The 18,316-nt window shown below is 39.5% G+C and carries 28 protein-coding genes; 8 read left to right on the forward strand and 20 right to left on the reverse strand.

Going from position 1 to position 18,316, the window contains the following annotated elements:
* Positions 1–96 precede the first annotated feature (96 nt).
* Positions 97–327: a hypothetical protein gene (locus tag B0I26_RS16005; protein ID WP_111646400.1), complete on the reverse strand. Its 231-nt coding sequence runs from the start codon at positions 325–327 to the stop codon at positions 97–99.
* 120 nt (positions 328–447) lie between these two features.
* On the opposite strand from B0I26_RS16005, the gene B0I26_RS16010 reads away from it, so the two are divergent.
* Complete coding sequence (locus tag B0I26_RS16010) at positions 448–2,637, forward strand: UvrD-helicase domain-containing protein (protein ID WP_111646401.1); 2,190 nt, start codon at positions 448–450, stop codon at positions 2,635–2,637.
* A 61-nt stretch (positions 2,638–2,698) separates the two neighbouring features.
* On the opposite strand, the gene B0I26_RS16015 is transcribed toward B0I26_RS16010, so the two are convergent.
* The 3 genes from B0I26_RS16015 to B0I26_RS16025 all read right to left on the reverse strand — a co-directional run bounded on the left by B0I26_RS16015 (position 2,699) and on the right by B0I26_RS16025 (position 3,534).
* On the reverse strand, positions 2,699–2,959 hold the full coding sequence (locus B0I26_RS16015) for a stage VI sporulation protein F (RefSeq protein ID WP_111646402.1): 261 nt from the start codon (positions 2,957–2,959) through the stop codon (positions 2,699–2,701).
* Between the two features lie 127 nt (positions 2,960–3,086).
* Positions 3,087–3,230, reverse strand: coding sequence for a YjcZ family sporulation protein (locus B0I26_RS16020; protein ID WP_111646403.1), 144 nt, complete (start codon positions 3,228–3,230; stop codon positions 3,087–3,089).
* Positions 3,231–3,297: 67 nt separating this feature from the next.
* Positions 3,298–3,534 carry a hypothetical protein gene (locus tag B0I26_RS16025; RefSeq protein ID WP_111646404.1) on the reverse strand — a complete coding sequence of 79 codons (237 nt, stop codon included), beginning with the start codon at positions 3,532–3,534 and terminating at the stop codon, positions 3,298–3,300.
* Positions 3,535–3,668: 134 nt separating this feature from the next.
* Between B0I26_RS16025 and B0I26_RS16030 the strand changes: the two genes are divergently transcribed.
* Positions 3,669–3,989 carry a thioredoxin family protein gene (locus B0I26_RS16030; RefSeq protein ID WP_111646405.1) on the forward strand — a complete coding sequence of 107 codons (321 nt, stop codon included), beginning with the start codon at positions 3,669–3,671 and terminating at the stop codon, positions 3,987–3,989.
* A gap of 123 nt (positions 3,990–4,112) precedes the next feature.
* Here B0I26_RS16030 and B0I26_RS18405 read toward each other — a convergent pair whose 3' ends face one another.
* From B0I26_RS18405 to B0I26_RS18410, 12 genes are all read right to left on the reverse strand, one after another.
* Positions 4,113–4,280: a hypothetical protein gene (locus tag B0I26_RS18405; protein WP_181502949.1), complete on the reverse strand. Its 168-nt coding sequence runs from the start codon at positions 4,278–4,280 to the stop codon at positions 4,113–4,115.
* Positions 4,281–4,293: 13 nt separating this feature from the next.
* Positions 4,294–5,154 (reverse strand): DUF421 domain-containing protein, encoded by an 861-nt coding sequence (locus tag B0I26_RS16035; protein ID WP_111646406.1) that lies wholly within the window; start codon positions 5,152–5,154, stop codon positions 4,294–4,296.
* A gap of 12 nt (positions 5,155–5,166) precedes the next feature.
* Positions 5,167–5,373, reverse strand: coding sequence for a DUF1657 domain-containing protein (locus tag B0I26_RS16040; RefSeq protein WP_111646407.1), 207 nt, complete (start codon positions 5,371–5,373; stop codon positions 5,167–5,169).
* 14 nt (positions 5,374–5,387) lie between these two features.
* Complete coding sequence (gene spoVAE, locus B0I26_RS16045) at positions 5,388–5,744, reverse strand: stage V sporulation protein AE (RefSeq protein WP_111646408.1); 357 nt, start codon at positions 5,742–5,744, stop codon at positions 5,388–5,390.
* Positions 5,741–6,757: a stage V sporulation protein AD gene (spoVAD, locus tag B0I26_RS16050; protein WP_111646409.1), complete on the reverse strand. Its 1,017-nt coding sequence runs from the start codon at positions 6,755–6,757 to the stop codon at positions 5,741–5,743. The genes spoVAE and spoVAD overlap by 4 nt, the downstream gene beginning before the upstream one ends.
* Positions 6,754–7,236 (reverse strand): stage V sporulation protein AC, encoded by a 483-nt coding sequence (spoVAC, locus tag B0I26_RS16055; protein WP_111646410.1) that lies wholly within the window; start codon positions 7,234–7,236, stop codon positions 6,754–6,756. Before spoVAC ends, spoVAD begins: the two co-directional genes overlap by 4 nt.
* A gap of 14 nt (positions 7,237–7,250) precedes the next feature.
* Positions 7,251–7,718, reverse strand: a complete 468-nt coding sequence (locus tag B0I26_RS16060; RefSeq protein ID WP_111646411.1) for a YhcN/YlaJ family sporulation lipoprotein — start codon at positions 7,716–7,718, stop codon at positions 7,251–7,253.
* A 349-nt stretch (positions 7,719–8,067) separates the two neighbouring features.
* Positions 8,068–8,271 carry a DUF1657 domain-containing protein gene (locus B0I26_RS16065; RefSeq protein WP_111646412.1) on the reverse strand — a complete coding sequence of 68 codons (204 nt, stop codon included), beginning with the start codon at positions 8,269–8,271 and terminating at the stop codon, positions 8,068–8,070.
* A 134-nt stretch (positions 8,272–8,405) separates the two neighbouring features.
* Complete coding sequence (locus B0I26_RS16070; RefSeq protein ID WP_111646413.1) at positions 8,406–8,615, reverse strand: phage holin family protein; 210 nt, start codon at positions 8,613–8,615, stop codon at positions 8,406–8,408.
* A 134-nt stretch (positions 8,616–8,749) separates the two neighbouring features.
* Positions 8,750–8,971 carry a hypothetical protein gene (locus B0I26_RS16075; RefSeq protein ID WP_111646414.1) on the reverse strand — a complete coding sequence of 74 codons (222 nt, stop codon included), beginning with the start codon at positions 8,969–8,971 and terminating at the stop codon, positions 8,750–8,752.
* Positions 8,972–9,102: 131 nt separating this feature from the next.
* On the reverse strand, positions 9,103–9,225 hold the full coding sequence (locus B0I26_RS18900) for a hypothetical protein (protein ID WP_281268725.1): 123 nt from the start codon (positions 9,223–9,225) through the stop codon (positions 9,103–9,105).
* Between the two features lie 87 nt (positions 9,226–9,312).
* Positions 9,313–9,762 (reverse strand): hypothetical protein, encoded by a 450-nt coding sequence (locus tag B0I26_RS18410; protein WP_181502951.1) that lies wholly within the window; start codon positions 9,760–9,762, stop codon positions 9,313–9,315.
* 217 nt (positions 9,763–9,979) lie between these two features.
* Between B0I26_RS18410 and B0I26_RS16085 the strand changes: the two genes are divergently transcribed.
* Entirely contained in the window at positions 9,980–10,696 is a 717-nt protein-coding gene (locus B0I26_RS16085) for a BMQ_0737 family morphogenetic spore coat protein (RefSeq protein WP_111646415.1), read from the forward strand.
* Positions 10,697–10,948: 252 nt separating this feature from the next.
* The gene (locus B0I26_RS16090; protein ID WP_111646425.1) at positions 10,949–11,689 is read left to right on the forward strand and encodes a hypothetical protein; all 741 of its coding nucleotides are present in this window, start codon (positions 10,949–10,951) and stop codon (positions 11,687–11,689) included.
* A 184-nt stretch (positions 11,690–11,873) separates the two neighbouring features.
* On the opposite strand, the gene B0I26_RS16095 is transcribed toward B0I26_RS16090, so the two are convergent.
* Complete coding sequence (locus tag B0I26_RS16095; RefSeq protein WP_111646416.1) at positions 11,874–12,224, reverse strand: DUF1360 domain-containing protein; 351 nt, start codon at positions 12,222–12,224, stop codon at positions 11,874–11,876.
* Positions 12,225–12,443: 219 nt separating this feature from the next.
* On the opposite strand from B0I26_RS16095, the gene B0I26_RS16100 reads away from it, so the two are divergent.
* The gene (locus B0I26_RS16100; RefSeq protein ID WP_111646417.1) at positions 12,444–12,818 is read left to right on the forward strand and encodes a hypothetical protein; all 375 of its coding nucleotides are present in this window, start codon (positions 12,444–12,446) and stop codon (positions 12,816–12,818) included.
* Between the two features lie 73 nt (positions 12,819–12,891).
* On the opposite strand, the gene B0I26_RS16105 is transcribed toward B0I26_RS16100, so the two are convergent.
* Positions 12,892–13,701 carry a UTP--glucose-1-phosphate uridylyltransferase gene (locus tag B0I26_RS16105; protein WP_111646418.1) on the reverse strand — a complete coding sequence of 270 codons (810 nt, stop codon included), beginning with the start codon at positions 13,699–13,701 and terminating at the stop codon, positions 12,892–12,894.
* Between the two features lie 185 nt (positions 13,702–13,886).
* On the opposite strand from B0I26_RS16105, the gene B0I26_RS16110 reads away from it, so the two are divergent.
* The 3 genes from B0I26_RS16110 to B0I26_RS16120 are packed head-to-tail and all read left to right on the forward strand — an operon-like array spanning position 13,887 to position 17,304.
* Positions 13,887–15,176 carry a UDP-glucose dehydrogenase family protein gene (locus tag B0I26_RS16110; protein WP_111646419.1) on the forward strand — a complete coding sequence of 430 codons (1,290 nt, stop codon included), beginning with the start codon at positions 13,887–13,889 and terminating at the stop codon, positions 15,174–15,176.
* Positions 15,173–16,129, forward strand: a complete 957-nt coding sequence (locus B0I26_RS16115; protein ID WP_111646420.1) for an NAD-dependent epimerase/dehydratase family protein — start codon at positions 15,173–15,175, stop codon at positions 16,127–16,129. Before B0I26_RS16110 ends, B0I26_RS16115 begins: the two co-directional genes overlap by 4 nt.
* Entirely contained in the window at positions 16,126–17,304 is a 1,179-nt protein-coding gene (locus tag B0I26_RS16120) for a glycosyltransferase family 4 protein (RefSeq protein ID WP_111646421.1), read from the forward strand. The genes B0I26_RS16115 and B0I26_RS16120 overlap by 4 nt, the downstream gene beginning before the upstream one ends.
* 36 nt (positions 17,305–17,340) lie before the next feature.
* Here the strand turns inward: B0I26_RS16120 and B0I26_RS16125 are convergent, their stop codons facing one another.
* Together B0I26_RS16125 and B0I26_RS18480 are read right to left on the reverse strand one after the other, a co-directional pair.
* Positions 17,341–17,754 (reverse strand): CotO family spore coat protein, encoded by a 414-nt coding sequence (locus B0I26_RS16125; RefSeq protein WP_111646422.1) that lies wholly within the window; start codon positions 17,752–17,754, stop codon positions 17,341–17,343.
* Positions 17,751–18,098 carry a hypothetical protein gene (locus B0I26_RS18480; RefSeq protein WP_111646423.1) on the reverse strand — a complete coding sequence of 116 codons (348 nt, stop codon included), beginning with the start codon at positions 18,096–18,098 and terminating at the stop codon, positions 17,751–17,753. Before B0I26_RS18480 ends, B0I26_RS16125 begins: the two co-directional genes overlap by 4 nt.
* Positions 18,099–18,316: the final 218 nt, after the last annotated feature.

Consider the following 18,316-nt stretch of genomic DNA (forward strand, 5'->3'; position numbering starts at 1 on the left):
TCAGCCTCTATTTCTCCTTTCTTTACAATTTTCGTTTCGAGGGAAGGAATAGAAGGAGTCTGCGATTTTTAGCACATTCATCTCGTTCACTCTGCTTCATACATATTTGTTCATATGTTCCCCTTTCCCTGTTAACTCTGTTAACACTTCGTCGAAAACCGCTTTCTTATGAGCTTTCTTTGATTGGGAAAATGAATACTCTTTTCTCTGCTTCGCTATCGCATTGACTTTTGTTACCGGAAACAGTGACAGCGAAGATGGACGATAAGCGCTTTGTCGATTTCCGTATTGAAATAATGAATCATTAAACGGAGATATCGGATACATTTCCTCTCCCTCCTTATCCCCTTTCTCTATTAAATTCTAAAACTCCAGCAAGAAATCCTTTTTCTATATCATATGTTTTGATATGATTAACGTTGACGTTTGAAAAAAGGGGATTTATTCATGAAATGGGCAAAATATAAAGAAAAAACGATTTGCCTCGCGAAGTTGCCGCGCGAAAAATACCAGATTGTTTATGAGTCGGCCCTTCGCGGAAAAATGACATGCCTAAAGTGCGGTGAGCCTGTGAGGCTATATTTAGGCATTCAACAAGAGCCGCATTTTTACCATGAACATAAACAAAATTGCGCGATAAATGAACGGGGGACTTCGGTTTGGAAGCCGCCTATTTCTGTCAAAAACAACACTTTATTTCACAAAAAAGAACAGGTTGTCGCAAGCAGTAAAAACGATTATTTACAGCGCCTGATGCAATCGGGAATTTATCTGGACGAAACACAAATGAAAGCAGTCCGCACAACAGAAGGACCGCTTTTAGTATTAGCCGGGGCCGGCAGCGGGAAAACGCGGGTACTTACTGCTCGCACGGCTTATATGATTTGCGAGCGAAACATTCATCCCGCTTCCATTATGCTTGTGACCTTTACTACAAAAGCAGCGAAAGAAATGAAACAACGGCTTCTTACTTATCCGGAAATCCGGCAGAATTCTATTTCTTTTCTTGTAACCGGCACATTTCACAGCATTTTTTACCGAATGATTAGCCATTTTCAGCCGGAGCGGTGGCAGATGAACCGTTTATTAAAACGGGAATGGCAGCGTGAACAGCTCATTAAAGAAGCAGGCCGCGAGCTTGGCTTAGATGAGCGGGAGTTTGCTTATGACCAAGCATTGCAACAAATTTCTTATTGGAAAAATACATTGTTAACTCCCAAGGACACAGAACCGCAAAGCCAATGGGAAGAACGGGTGTCCTATTTATATAAACGATATGAGGAACTCAAAACGGAACGCGGACAATTTGACTTTGACGATATGCTTCTCGGCTGCTATGAACTGCTGTTAGAAAATCCCGGCTTGCTCGCCCGCTATCAAGAACGGTTTCAATATTTTTTAATTGATGAGTTTCAAGATATTAACAAAGTACAATACGAAATTATGAAGATGCTGTCAAACCATACGAAAAACTTATGCGTTGTCGGCGATGATGACCAATCCATCTACGCGTTTCGCGGCTCTAATCCGTCTTTTATTCTTGAATTTGATAAAGAATATCCTGAGGCACAAATCATTACGTTAAGCGAAAATTATCGCTCTTCTCATACGATTGTCACAACAGCGAATAAAGTGATTTCCCTTAATAAACAGCGGCGACAAAAACAGATGAGAGCGCAGTTCGACAACGACCATCTCCCGCTCTTCTTTTTCCCGTACGACGAAGAAGAGGAAGCAACAATGGTTGTTGAAGATATAAAAGAGCGAATCCGCCAAGGCGCCGAACCGCGCGACTTTGCCATCTTATACCGCACCCATGCGGCATCGCGGGCAATATTTGAGCGCTTGTCGCAATGCGGCCTGCCTTTTATCGTTGAGCAAGATGGCGAATCCTTTTATCAACGCCGCATCGTTCGCTGCTTGTTAGCGTATTTGCGTCTCAGTTTAAATCCAAATAACGAAGAAGCAATGAACGATTTGCTCATCGCCTTGTTTTTAAAACAATCCGCACTGCAAGAGTTAAAAGCGATTAGCATTATCGAGGACTGTTCGCTTGTGAAAGCTTTAGCCAAGCTCAGCAACATTCAACCTTTTCAACAAAAGAAACTGCGCAAAATGGTTCCTTTGTTTAAAACATTAGCGGCTCTTAAACCGATTATCGCACTTGAAACAATCGAAAAAGAAATGGGTTTTGAGGAATTTATGAAAAAACGGGGCAATGAAGGAAATGTGATGGAAAAAGGGTCTGATGATTTGCGCGATTTAAAAGTGGTCGCGAAAAAATTTAAGACGATCTCTGCTTTTCTTTCTCATGTCGATGAAATGATTCAAGCGACTTCTGAAGCGAAACAGTTCAGTAAACAACAAACGAATGCGATTCAACTGACAACAATTCATCGGGCGAAAGGGTTAGAATATAAATATGTATACATTTTAGGAGCGGTAGACGGGTGCCTCCCTCACGATTACGCCCTTGATACTTATCGAAACGGGGATGAACTTCCGCTTGAAGAAGAACGGAGATTAATGTATGTGGCGATGACAAGAGCAAAAGAAGCTTTATTCATTTCTGTTCCGGAAATGAGACGAATGAAAAAAGCACACGCCTCCCGCTTTATTAAATATTTGATTGAATAGCCAAGGCTGGCTCATATCTCATGTATTTGCCAAACATGATGATATGAGCCACCCTTTTGTTTTACTTTTTATTATTATTAATCATATTAGCAATTGTGCTGAAATCAAGTTTGTTTCCGTCTTTAATAATCGTTTGAACGATTTTGTCTTCTAATTCTTTTGGCACTTTGCGGTTGGCAATTTGCGCTACACGTTTGATGACGCTTCTAACCGTCTTTTCATCTTTAAAATTCGCATGCTGCAGCGAATTCGCTAATTCGAATACATCGTTCATATTGATGCCTGTTTTCTTTTCGATATTTTTAAAGAAATGATTATCCATTATCATCCCGCCTCCTTTTCATGATACATCGTATGAAAAAAAAGATGCGAAGTGCATGCATGGAAATAAAAAGTACGAGCCGCTTTGTAATAGCTCGTACTCCTTCGCTTGAAATATCGCGAACAAATTAGCCGATGAACGCAGCACCAACAATAATTAACAAAATAAACAATACAACGATTAACACAAACGTTGAGCCGTAACCGCCTCCATAACCGGGACCATAACCATAGCCGCCATAACCGCCGCAACCACCAAATCCGAAGCCCATTTTATTACACCTCCTTTCACATTGTTGTTTACATCATATGCGCTTTTACAAAAAAGGTATGGGCGCGCTACTGTAAAAAACGAAACATTGTCGCAAATTGCTTTTCTTTTTTGGCAAACCATTCATTCATATAACCAAGCTTTCCTTCCACTTCTTTTAAAAATTCTTTATTGGCTTTATCAATTTTTCCTATATTTTCATCGAGCTCCTTTCCCCATTTTTCAAATTTCTTTATCACTTCATCGTGTCCGTCATGTTTGGATTTTGCCAGCTTTTCCAATTCTTTTTCCAGCTTATTGCCCATATACTCACCGTCCCTTCTTATTCATTTGTTTATGCAAATGAACAAATGATGTTCCGAGCTTTTTTATTCTATTTTTTCTTAGAAGTATGGTAGAGTTATAGGAGTGACAAATCAGCAAAGGAGGTATAACCATTTTGAACCATTTACAAACAGTCGAGCAGTTCAACGAAGTCATTGCTGGAGATAAAGCGGTCATTGTAAAATTTTATACAACATGGTGTCCGGACTGTGCGCGAATGGATATGTTCATCGGTGAGATTATCGAACAATATTCGCAGCTAGAATGGTATCAAATCAATCGTGATGATGTTCCTGAACTCGCTGAAAAATATCAGGTGATGGGGATTCCAAGCCTTCTCGTTTTCAAAAACGGGGAAAAAATGGCTCATCTTCACAGCGCTAATGCAAAAACACCAGAACAAGTAAAAGAATTTTTACAATCGTTATCATTATAAGCTGCAAACGAAAAGGCTGTCTTACAGAAAAAGAAGCTACTCCCTAATTATCAATGTGTAAGGGAGTAATTCTCCTATAAGACAGCCTTTTTAGCCATCGCATTGCGGCGAAGATTTGCTTTATTAATCATTAATTTGTTCATAATCTTTCGGTTGCCGCGTTACATTTTCGCCTTCATGCATAAATTCCAATGTGAATTCCTCATCGGTCGTCTTAATATTCTTATCTTCTTTTCCCTTTATTAAGCGCAATGTAATTTCCTCATCCGTTGTTTTTGGTTTATTTTTCATATTTTTTCCTCCTTTAATTTTTCAATAATGGTTCTACTTTATTTAAAATTCCCGCTAATTTCTCTGCGTTTTTGCCGTACATTTGTCGCGCTTCGGCATTTTCGGCTTGTAAAGCAAACAATTCAAAATCCGCCTGCACTTTTTTAATCGCTGCCAGTAAAAGCGATTTTTGCTGCGGCTGTGGCACTTGAATTTTATCATTATACAAATCAACCGTCACTTGTCCGTAAGAATCCACTTGCGCTAAAAAAACATTTTCAACAGCGATCCCTTGTTTATCCAATTCTTCTTTTAACCAGCCGCGGTTTAATCCCATCGTTGCGAGCGGCTCATCTAAAATCATTCCATCCATAATGACTGTTTGCGGTTCTTTCATAGGAGCAGGATTTGGAAAAACATCGCCAACTGCTAACGGCTGCTTATCACGTTTTAATAAAACGCTTAAATCTCCATTTGACTCCAACGTAGCAAACTCAACATCAGCTACGCGAAACACATCCTTTTTGCGCAATTGCTCAAGCAGCTCGTCAATTGTATATTTTTCCTTTTTTAGATTTTCCTCCATTATTTTCCCGTTCTTAATAAAAACTGTTGAATTTCCTTCAATAAAATCACGAAACTTTTTATTCTTTAATGAAATATAAGAAATGGCTACCGGAAATAATGCCCAGATAAGAATGCTTGTAATCCCTTCCGTCAGACGAATGCCTAAGTCCATTGAAAGCGTACCGGCAATATCACCGATAGTAATCCCAACAATATATTCAAAAAACGATAACTTCGATAATTGCTTTTTACCTAGCAGCTTTGTAATAATAAACAGCCCGATTAATATACAAATGGAGCGTATCGCTACTTCTAACCATGCTGGCATCATTTCTACTCCTTACATTCCATTGTATTGTGGTTCTTCCCGTTCCAATTGGCCAATTCTTTGCTTCAAATCGGCAATGATTTCTTCCGTTATGATCATCGCCTCATGAAACTCCCGCTGTGAGCGCTCATCCGTTGAAATAAGCGCAAAATTTTGCAGTCCGGCGTGGATGCTCTTTAAACTGGCCAAACTTTGTTTAACTTGTGAACCGATCGTCATCTCTTACCACCCACTTATCCTTTCGGTTTAAATAATAAAGCTCCAATAAAGCCAAATATAATCGCAGCAGAAATTCCCGAGCTTGTCACTTCAAACATTCCGGTCAATACGCCAATGATTCCGTGTTTTTCTGCTTCTTGAAGCGCACCGTGAACGAGGGAATTTCCGAAGCTTGTAATCGGTATCGTTGCACCTGCTCCTGCAAAGTCAATCAACGGCTCATAAAGTCCGAACCCGTCCAAAATGGCACCAATCACAACAAGAGTGCTAAGCGTGTGCCCTGGAGTTAATTTAAAAACGTCAAACATCATTTGCCCGATTGTACAAATAATACCGCCAACAACAAATGCCCAAAAAAACATCGACATCATATGTCGTCACCTCCATACTCAATCGCTACCGCATGAGCAATGCATGGGATTGTTTCATTTTGTTGAAACGTTAATGGTGATAGTAGCGCGCCTGTTGCGACAACGAGAATCCGCTTTAATTCTCCCCGTTTCATGCGGTTCAGCAAATGTCCATACACAACGGTAGCGGAACAACCGGCGCCGCTTCCCCCCGATAAAACAGGCTGGCCTTCACGATAAATCATAAGGCCGCAATCTTGATAACGTTCATCTTCTATAGAGAGTCCATTTTTTTTCATAAGATCTAATGAAACTTCTCTGCCGATATGCCCTAAATCTCCAGTGACAATCATGTCATAATAAGAAGGATCTATCTGTAAATCACGTAAATGTGCTTCAATCGTATCAACAGCAGCCGGCGCCATTGCTCCCCCCATATTGAATGGGTCGGTTAATCCCATATCGACTACTCTTCCGATCGTTGCTGCCGTAACGCGTGGTCCATTGCCTTGATTGCTTAACAAGGCCACTCCTGCTCCTGTCACCGTCCATTGTGCCGTTGGCGGCTTCTGTCCACCGTACTCCGTTGGATAACGAAATTGCTTTTCAACAGCGGTGTTATGGCTTGCCGCTCCTGTTAGCACATATTGTGCCCCACCGTAGTTGACAATAAACGCACTTAATGCCAAACCTTCCATTGATGTTGAGCAGGCACCAAACACTCCGAGATACGGTGCTCCAATCGTTCTTGCCGCAAAGCTTGATGGCGTAATTTGATTGATCAAATCTCCAGCAATAATAAACTGAACTTTTTCCTTTTCAATTCCCGCTTTCTCCATTGCCTTAAAAAACGCTTCTTCGAATAATACTTTGTGCGCCTTTTCATACGAATCTTCGCCAAGCCAAAGGTCTTCGTGCAATAAATCAAAATCATCAGCAAGTTTTCCGTTTGCCTCAAATGGTCCGCCAACGGTTGCCGTAGAGACAATGACCGGTTTATTTTCGAACACCCAACTTCGGTGGCCCTTCATCATCCTAACCCACCCCACTGTATAAGAATCGTTTTCACTAAGGCGACGACAAATGCCGCAAACGTACCGAACAAAATGACAGAACCGGCCAGCTTAAACATATTGGCGCCTACTCCTAACACAAATCCTTCCGTTCGATGTTCAATGGCTGCAGAAATGACGGCATTGCCAAACCCTGTTACGGGAACCGCGCTTCCTGCACCGGCAAATTGAGCGATACGGTCATATACGCCTATTCCAGTCAAAATCATGGAAATAAAGACCATTGTCGCCACCGTTGGATTCCCTACTGTTTGCTCGGTAAAATCAAAAAAGTACATATAAAAATAGGAAACCGCTTGACCAATCACACAAATAAGCCCTCCCACTAAAAATGCGCGAACACAGTTTTTGAATAAAGGACGTTTTGTTTCCCTCTCTTTTTCAAATAAATGATACTCTTGTTGGACGGGAGTAAGATTCTTTCTTTTTTCATTTGCCATATCATCACCTCTTTCTAAGTGAGTTCATTACTCAGTTTTTCTAATTTTTTAATTTGTTTATTGACTTCTTTCTCGTTTATTCCATCTTTACTTAATTTTCTTTTTAGTTCTTCTGTTTTCCAAAACAACTTCATATCGCTGGAAATGATGACGTCATAATCCGGGAATAAGTTCTCAAGCTCTTCTTTTACCTCTTTCTCAATTTGCTTCATGCGAAACCGTTGTAAATGTTTAACTTGATACGCTAATAAAAGCTTTTTCTTTGTATTAACGGCAACAACATCCTTTACCTCACGCTTTTGACTTATCCTTTGAACAGCCTGCTTAGCGGCAGTTTGATTAAGATGGGCATCCGCTGTTTCCTTTGTACTTGTTCTTGTTATATTAAAATTTTGTAATGACTGCTGTTGATTCTCTTTTTCCTTCGCACAACCGAAAAGTATGCTAAATATGAATAAAACCAGGAAAAGTTTTTTCAGCATTGTTCATCAGTCCTTATGTAAGTTTGTTTGAAAAGAGGCTGTCTCATAAGGGTCTGAACCTCACGCGAGTTTTACAATATATCGTTCATTTCTCCCATGTGATGTCCTATATATTGTGTTGTGGGGTCTGACCCTGGGCTTTTGGGACAGCCTCTTTCTGCCTCCGCTTTTCTTTTTGTCTAGCTCGCCTCGCAACGTGTCAACTGCTTGAATAGCATCTTCGCTGACATGCGCCGAGTAATCGCAGGCGCAGCTTCTGGAAAATAACCTTCCCCCTCGATGTGACAAGCACCTCTGCGGGTGAAGAACATTTGCCCATCGCGGCTAAGCAGGATGCTTCCGCTTTTCTTTATTGTTTATATTGTGGTTCTTCGTTCTCGATTTCTTGCATGCGCGGGGTAACTAAATCAACAATTGCTTGCGCCTGCTTTGCGGCTTGTTGATAAAGCTGCTTTGCTGACTGGTTTTCTGTTTGCAATGCAAACGTTTCAAAACTTGCCTGTGCTGCTTTTAAACCAGCTAATGTTTGTTTTACCTGGCTTGCTACTGTCATCTTGTTGACCTCCTAAATTTTCGTTACAATTTTATGTTGTATTTTTTATGAAAAAATATAATAACAATTTTTTACATAAAAAAGCCGTCTCAAAAACAAAGGGACAGGCCCTTTATGAGACAGCCTTAACAAATTTATTTTTTATTTTCTTTATCTGTTTTATCTGAATAACCCGTTCCTATTGAAGGGTTGTTAAGAATGCCGGCCATAACGAGAATGCTTAAAACAGCGTTATATATCTTTTCGTATTGTCCGAAATCAATATCTGCTCCAAATGTTTGGATAAGAATGACGACAAAAGAACCGATACTGACCCACAACCCGTAATTTTTAAAACGCTCCATAAAAAATCCCCCTCTCATTTTTCAAAATTCTCTTTCGTTAATAGCGATTGAAAGGGTTTTTACTCTTATTGCTGCAAAACACTACTTAGGAAAATCACATTACAAATTCCTTAAACACCACATTTATAAAGAAACTAAATCCAAGAAAACGGATTTCTCCGCTTATCGTCGTCGTCAACTTCTTCTATCGCTGTGTCATCTTGTATGTCCTCTGCTGCTTCTAATTCAGGACGATTTGCTCTTCCGAACATCCAAGGATCAAACGGACGTCTTTTCGGAATAATTACGACATCATCTGCATGAACAATCAGCTTATCAACATGAACCACACGTGATTTATGTTTTTTTTCCGACATTGATATTACCTCCTTAATTGAATAGCCTATCCGCACTGTTAGACTATGCACATGTTCGTTTTTTTGTATAGGCGTTTTTCATAAAAAAGAGATTATCTTGTTCGATAATCTCTTGTAAGTAAATCCAATTCTTATTTTCTCTTTGCTTTTTTCCCGCAACCACATCCTCCGGTTTTCTTGACAGTTGCAGAAGGCGCAGAGTCGAATTTCGTGTTTCTTGCCATTTGTAAAACGATAGGCTTTTTTTGTGCCAACAGCTCCCCCTCCTAATCATTTAGAAATTACTAATATCTTATGAGGGAAAGAGACGATTTGCTCCGGCATTCGTTCTATAATTTTCTTTATTCATCTCCATCATCAAAGGAAAAGGAACTTGATGCCGAATGAGGGTTCGGATCTATTGGGACAGAAGGCGAAACAATCGCATTTTGTTGCTTTAACGTGCGAATAAACCACGAATCTGAATTTGTTTCTTCCTCTACTTGCTTTTTCAGTTCTGCTAAACGCCTTTCAAGTTCCTCCTTTTCTTTCTTTACTTGTTTTAATTGTTTATATCTTTCCTCACTTTGAAACGCCAATTCTTTAAGAAGAACATTTTCCGCTTTCGCTTCATGGAGCCTGTTTGTTAAAGCTTCTAATTCCTCTTTCAAATATTCATTTTCTTTTACTAATGACACCATGTCGTTTTTTTCATACTGTTGCAATTTCGCTTTGCAACGCGACAGCTCAGACTGATAATAAATGAGTTTCTGTTTTAACATCGCCACATTCTCTGCTTGTTTTTGTTTCACTTGTGGATCCTCCCATCAAAAAAATCATTCCTCCTAATACATACAAATTCAAATATTCACTCATTTATGACATATAAACTAAAAAATAAAATTCCGCTTTTATCACAGCACACTTACCCAGTTTTTTCATACTATACAGTAGTCCCAATACCCGCAAGGCAATAATATTTTTATATTTGGTTTCGCGGGGAAAAATTTTAAACAGGAGGAAAGAGTTATGAGTCACTCTCATCATAAAGAGAAAGTATGTATTAAAACTCGTAAAGTGTACGACTGGGTTACTCGTCAAGTGGATGTACCATTAAAAAGCTTCTCTGATAGAGACTTAGAATCCATTTTTCCAGATAGCAAATGCCACAGACACGATAAAAAGGTTTGTGAATTTTTCACTTCACACGGTTTTAACCCAGAAGATTTCACGATTAGATGTTTCTTAACGGATGAAGATGGACATCGAATCGACCCAGTAGTCGATAACGATGCATTAATTTGTCAAGAAATCATCCAGCCAGATGGCCGTCAACCGGTGCGGATTACCCTTCCTTCAGGGGAAAAAGTTACGCTTCAAAAAGTGAAGGCACTAGTTAAAGGGCATGTTGTTGTACAAATTCTTGACGCAAACGGGCATGTTGTATGTGAATCAAAGGCCATTCCATTTGCGACAGCGCAAACATTTATCTTGTGTGCACCTGAAGGTACTATGCTAGACTGCCACATCTCTTTCTTCGAATGTGACGCCAGCTTAGTCTGCACAGACAATTTCTCACAACTTGATGTTTCCATTACTTTATGCCTTGAAGTGCAAATGGAAGCAGATGTAAAAATCGAAGTAGAAGCCCGTTTCTGCAAACCGCGTGAAGAAATTTTAGAAGCCACACTTTGCCCGACGGATAAGTTCCCGCCTCAATGTCCTGAAGTATTCCCGGCTCACTAAATTCACTTGACGAGTTCGCGGCTGACCCGAAAGCAAAGTGTCAGATCCCCAACAACGACACAATATACCGGACATCATATTGGATACATGAACAATATATTGTGAAATGCACGGGGGCAGACACTTTATGGATCAGCCTCCTTTTTTGTTTTACAAATTTATTTCTTTACATATACATGAAAGCAAAGAGGGGTGAGAAAAGTGAAGCAGCACCGCACAACTACGGACCAGCAAATTCAGCTGCAACAAAAAATGATTCACTATCGTTCAGAAATAGCAAGTTATAAAAATAAACTAAAAGCATTAGAAGCAGAGTTAAAAAAAGAAACACTCCGAAATCAATATTTACAAAAAAAGTTACATCATATTCAAACTGATAATATTGAGCAATATGAAAAAAAGATTGCAGACCTGGAAAATCAACTGCTGTCATATGAAGTGGCCTTAGAGGAAGAAAAAACACAATTTAGCGAACTGAAAAAAAATTTATATTTACAAAAAGAGCAGCAGCATTCACAACCAATCATAAAGCTCCAATCATTTTTTAATTATTCATTTTTCTTTCCTGAAACAAATGAAGATGATTTGTTAATATTCGGAAATTTTATGATAGATAATATTGGAACAGAGCCTCTACATGAGCCTATGATATGCATTCGTATAAAACCGATTCATGCGGGAAAACTGAGTGGAAAAATTTCAACAAAACAAGTGAAAATGGAAGAAAACTTCTTGTTATCTGAACATTCCTCTACGGAGTGGACATTTGTTCATGAAAATTGGAGAGAGAGCATAAAAAATAATGGTGAGTATTGGCTGAAGCCTTTGCATCATTCAACACTAGCGCCATGCAAGGTGTTACAGTTCCATAATTTTGAAATTCGCGCAAGAAAAACGGATGATGAAAATGCTTTAGTTGTTGAAGGTTATGTTTACTGCAAAGAGCTCCCAAAAGGAATTCCATCATTAAACAATATTATCGTCAACTGGTAGACGTGAATCACTTTTAGATTTAATGCAAAACGCTGACTCGATCTCATATTCTCCCTCTATCCATACAGCATATAGATTTGACGAAATAGCAAACACTCTTTATTTCTTAGACGATTGAGTCAGCATACTTCCATTCCAATCAATCATTTTTCTGTTAGAACTATATGCTTCTTTTACCAATCTCTTATGACAATAGCTTTTCGACAATCACTTCCACTAAGGCAGCACAGCCAGCAATCGCTAAAATAACTATAATCGGTGTAAAAACGCTAGACAAAACTAAATAACCTATATATAGAACAGCAGAGCTCCATATCCCTGTGCACCAATAACAGCTCAATAACTCCCCGATCCAATATTTCCATCCTGTTCCTTTCACTTTTATAAACGTTTGGATTGTCCCATCCGGCAATTGTTCCTCGATCATTTCGTGAAAAGGTTTTCTAATAAATGAGGTAATTGTATCATACACAATAAATCGTGTTAGCCGAAAACTCGCCAGAAAAAGGATAAGAAAGTCAAAGGCGTTTAGCATAGATTCCCCACCTTTATTGTTCTAAAGTTCTATATAGTTTATGAAATCGCTGAAATACAAATGATAAAAAATTCCTTTTATTCTCAAGCGGCTTCCCCAATGAACCTTTCCCATCTACACTCTGTTTAGAGATTAGGAGACTTCTCGGTGAACATGTTAAAAGAAGGAAACATATGATACTATAGACACTTTAACTGCAAGTACAAAGGAGAGGAAAACATGAATAAAATCGTTTTCAGCCGAAATTTTATAAAAAAACAACATGAGTCACGTAATAACGTGCACGAAATATTACACAATCTCGAACATGAAACAGAAGGAAACGTTCAACCGGTTAAGCAACATAACAGCGTGCATGAAATATTACACAATCTCCAACCTGAAACAGAAGTAAATGTTCATGTCGGAGAGCAGACGTATGATAACGCTGTGTTTTTAGCATTTGACATGAATCACAATAAAGCATCTTTTTTGATCGATCGATTTTATAAAGACGGCAACCGCTTAACAGTTTTAAACAGCAGCGATATCACTTCGATTGACTTACCGGTGTCAACAAACAAAGATGAGAATGCAGATAACGAGGATGAATAAAAAAGTAAAGCCAGCCCTTTTTAACAAGCGGCTGGCTTTACTTTTTAAGCGTTTGGAACAAGCTGCTCCGCTTCTATACACCCTTTTGATAAACCATATTTATGAGAGAAATATAATCATCCGGCGAACCTATATCAAACCTTTTCCCATCTGTAATTTTGCCGTAGCATGCTTCTTTGGCTAGTAATTCTTTTATTGCATCTGTCAATTGAATCTCTTCCTCTTCTTTCGGATTTAATAACTCTAACGATGAGAATATAGAAGGAGTAAACACATATCTTCCGATGACCGCCAAGTTGGATGGTGGATTTTTTTTCGGTTTTTCGATAATATCCATAACATGATACATCTGAGCGCCAAGTTCTTTCCCTTTTATAACACCATATTTATGCAAATGTTCCGCAGCCACTTTGTTCAGCCCAATTATGCTATGACCATGGGTCTCATATTCTTCTATTAGCTGCTTTATCGCCGGTTTCTTTCCTTCTAATATGATGTCATCAGGCAAAAGAACCGCAAATGGTTCATTCCCAACAAACAACTTTCCTAAACGCACCGCATCACCGAGCCCCCTCGCATATGGTTGTCGTGTGTAATAAAGCTGTATGTTAGGAACAACCTCTTTCGTCAATAGATGTGTTTTGTTTTTCTTTTCTAAAAACGCTTCCAATTCAAGAGAATGATCAAAATAATCGACAATTACATTTTTTGTTCTTGAAACGACAATTAAAATCTCTTCGATTCCCGACTCGATCGCCTCTTCCACCACAAACTGAATCGCTGGCTTCACTCCAATGGGGAACATTTCCTTTGGAATCACCTTTGTAATCGGCAGACTTCGAGTACCATATCCTGCTGCCGGAATAATTGCTTTCTTTACCACGTTCGTTTCTCCCCTCTACTTTCTTTATCTCCATCTTATTCGTTACATCGTATGAAGAAAGGTTGTCCAAAGAAAATAGGCACCGCGCTCCCCCTCATTTTGGGCACCTGCAGCGGTAACACATTAGCCCTGTCCATTAATACGCTATAAGAGCCACATACTTTTTTGAGGGGAGTGTACGCTTGATGAATATATGTGTAATAGGCGCCGGATACGTAGGCTTAACAACGGCCGCCGTGCTTGCTGAGCTTGGTCATGAAGTAAACTGTATCGACAAAGACAAACAAAAGATAGAAATGCTGAATAACAGTGAAGTTCCTATTTATGAGCCGGGCCTAAAAGAATTCATTGATAAAAACTATAATCATCTTACTTTTACCGATTCCCTCGATGATTATATAAAGAGAGCTTCCGTCGTGTTCATTTGTGTAGGCACCCCTTCTTCGGAAGACGGAAGCACTGACTTATCATATATTGATTCAGTCATTGATGAACTATCAAGTCGCATTAACTCGTATAAAACCATTGTTACGAAAAGCACTGTGCCGCCTGGAACGAATGAATGGATATATAACCAGCTGCTTGAAAAAGGCGTCTCTCCTGAACTTTTCAACATCGTTTCAAACCCGGAGTTCTTAAGAGAAGGCTCTGCCATTCATGATATGTTCCATGCTGACAAAATTGTTGTCGGTCTTCGTTCTGGTGATCATCGGTCATTGGCGGTTATTCAAGAAGTGTATACCGGAATCAACGCCCCTTACGTGATCACCAGCTTAAATGGAGCAGAAATGATGAAATATGCTGCAAACGCCTTTTTAGCTACAAAAATTTCATTTATGAATGAAATTGCCCGCATTTGCGAAGCATTTCAAGTAGATGTAAACGATGTGGCAAAAGGAATTGGACTGGATCCGCGAATCGGCCCGCATTTTTTACAAGCCGGCTTAGGATATGGAGGCTCTTGTTTCCCAAAAGATGTAAAATCACTTGAACGAACTGCACTTTCGAAAAACATTCAACCTCATATTTTACAAGCAGTACAAACAGTAAATGAGACACAGATTGATATTTATTTGGAAAAATTAAAAACGCTTTTCCCTGATTTCACTCATCTTAAAATCGCTGTTTTAGGGATTGCCTTTAAACCGAACACTGATGATACACGTTACTCACCAGCAGAACGATTCATTCGATGCTTGAGCCAATTTGACTGCGAAATTCATACTTATGATCCACAAGCGAAGCTACAGAATCCTCTCCCTGCAAATGTCATCCAAAAGGACTCCATCACTTCTGCCATTCGTGACGCTGATTGTGTCATTATTGCAACCGATTGGAACGAATTTAAACAGTTAGATTGGCCGGAAGTAAGGCAGCTTATGAAAGGGACGATTATTTTCGATACACGCAATTGCCTTGATCGTAACAAGATAGAACAGTACGGATTACATTATGTAGGAGTTGGTCGCGGATGAACATTCTCGTTACTGGCGCTGCCGGTTTTATCGGCTCTCATTTATGTGAAAAATTATTGGAAGAGGAAAACAATACGATCATTGGCATCGATTGTTTCATTGGCCCTACTTCAACTGCTATAAAAAAATGTAATTTAGAAAAACTCATTTCTCATCCAAGGTTCACGTTCATTTCCAAAGACCTTCTCTCCATTGACCTTCATGAACTTTTAAAAGAGATAGATGTTGTTTATCATTTGGCAGGAATGCCGGGTGTTCGTACAAGTTGGGGAAGAAACTTTCAGGAGTATGTTGACAATAACATTTCATCAACCCAATGGTTGTTAGAAGCGTGTAAAGACCTTCCGCTTAAACAGTTTATTTTTGCTTCAACATCTTCTGTTTATGGAGAAAAGGAGGGAAAAGTATCAGAAGAAATAGAGCCGGCACCATTATCGCCATATGGGATTACAAAATTAACAGCCGAACATTTATGTAAAGTATACAAAACAAGCTTTGAAATTCCTATCGTTATTTTGCGCTACTTTACCGTTTATGGCCCCCGCCAACGACCCGATATGGCCTTTCACCGTTTCATCAAGCAAATACTAACCAATCAACCCATTACCATTTTCGGAGATGGAACGCAAACGCGAGATTTTACGTACATTTCTGATTGTGTAAGCGGAACTGCAGCTGTCTTAGGGAATACAAATACGATTGGAAAAACCATCAATATCGGTGGAAAAGAACGAGCATCCATTAATGACATTATTGATTTATTAGAGTTGCTGACAGGGAAAAAAGCGAAGAGACATTATACGAAAACGGTCATCGGAGAACCTAAGCATACATGGGCTGATATTTCTGCTGCAGAGCATGATTTAAACTATGCTCCAACTATCGCATTAAAAGAAGGATTGCAAAGGGAAATCGACTATATACGCTCGGTTTATCAGGATGAAATATCATGAAAATCGCTTTTATATGCACTGAAAAACTCCCTTCTCCTGCTGTGAAAGGTGGAGCAATTCAGCTCATGATTGATGGGATCGCCCCATTCATTAGCCAAAACCATTCACTTACCATCTTTTCGATAACAGATTGTTCCTTGCCATTGACAGAAAAAAGCGGCAACATTGAATATATTCGCTTTCCGAAAGAATCATATGAAGAAAATGTCGCTGCTGAATTAACAAAACGCACATTTGACGTCATTCATGTCTTCAACCGTCCAGCAGGTCTTGTCAAATATTATAAAGAGGCTTCCCCGGCCAGCGCTTTTGTGTTAAGTGTTCATAATGACATGTTTTCTCCTTTAAAAATCACTAAAGAGCTGGCCGAACAAGCAATCGAGCAAAGCACCTTCATTACGACTGTCAGTGAATACATTAAGCGTACGATTACCGGCCGATATGAACTGCCTTCCGACAAGGTTGAAGTCGTCTATTCCGGCATTGACCTTGAGCAATATGTTCCTGCTTGGACAGAAAAAGGGAAAAAGATTCGTAAGTCCATGCGAAAAGAATGGAATGTCGCAAATAAGAAAGTGATTTTATTTATTGGCCGGTTAGCCAAAACAAAAGGACCTCATATCCTCATTCAATGTATGAGCGAGGTTCTTGCCTGCCACCATGATGCTGTTTTAGTCATTGTTGGCGGAAAATGGTTTAGTGATAACGGCTGGAATGATTATGTTGAACAATTGCATCAGTTAGCCAAACCATATGGAGAGAAAATTATCTTTACAAACTACATTCCCGCCGAAAAAATTCCACCTATTTTCTTAATAAGTGATGTGTTCGTATGCAGCTCTCAATGGCATGAACCACTGGCGAGAGTACACTATGAAGCGATGGCTGCCGGAGTACCGATTATTACAACGAATCGCGGTGGGAACGCTGAAGTGATTCATCATATGGAAAATGGGCTTGTCATTGATGACTATCAAAATATTCACTCCTTCTCTAAAGCCATTCATTTCATGCTTACTCATCGAGAAAAAGCTTTGCAAATGGCGAAAAACGGGCGAAACTATGTAGAGGAACATTTTTCATTCACACATGTAGCAGCACGATTAGAAGCGATTTATAGAAGAGCATACAACATCGTTCAAAAAATAAAAACGGGAGTGTCTCACAAGGAATGAGACGCTCCTTTTTAAGTCTTGATCATCGAAAAATCTCTACTTGTCCTCTTTATTAACAAAAGTTTGTTCTTCTTCTAAGCCGATTAATGTGAGAGAGACAATTTTTTCCGGTAACAAAGTTATTCTTTCGTTATCTTTTGCAGTTTGAAATACGACTTGTTTATCTTTATATTCGATTATATACCCCTCATAATTGGTATTGTCCATGATCAAGTTACACTTGATATTTGCAAGATGAGCAGGCAGGTTAGCTAAAAAGTTCAACTTTTCACCAAGTGTCATTTTTTGAAACTCCTTTGTGGCAAATGTCTCTTGAGCCTCTTGAGTCTGCTTTTTATCTTTTTCAGCATGCCCTATAAATGTTTCCTGCATATAGGTTACTGTCTGCTTCAGCTTAGGTTGTACAATATATAAGAGGGGAGAATTAGGAACAGCCTGATGCGTTTTCATTTAAACGACCTCCTCGCATTTTCATATAAAATATATATGCTTCTTTCTTTCAGAGTTGCGAATAAAATGCTCGCCAACAAAAAGAAAAAGCTGTAACGGTTCAAACCCGTTGACAGCTTTTTCTTTGTTATAGCTAAACAGCTCAGATTGCCGCCTACGCTTTTCTTTTTGTCTAGCTCGGCTCGCAACGTGTCAACTGCTTGAATAGCATCTTCGCTGACATGCGCCGAGTAATCGCAGGCGCAGCTTCTGGAAAATAACCTTCCTCCGTCGAAATGACAAGCATTTCTCGTCGGAAGAACATTTTCCTTCGGCGTTAACCGCTCGCCTACGCTTTTCTTCATTGTCTAGCTTCAGCGGCTAGCTCTCTTCTGCCAAATAACCTTCTCCCTCGAAGTGCAAGCACTTCTGCGGGCGAAGAACATTTGGCTTCGAGAGCTAATCGCGCCGCCTACGCTTTTCTTCATTGTCTAGCTTCAGCGGCTAGCTCTCTTCTGCCAAATAACCTTCTCCCTCGAAGTGCAAGCACTTCTGCGGGCGAAGAACATTTGGCTTCGAGAGC

The organism is Paranoxybacillus vitaminiphilus (assembly GCF_003259935.1).
Classification (GTDB): Bacteria; Bacillota; Bacilli; order Bacillales; family Anoxybacillaceae; genus Paranoxybacillus; species Paranoxybacillus vitaminiphilus.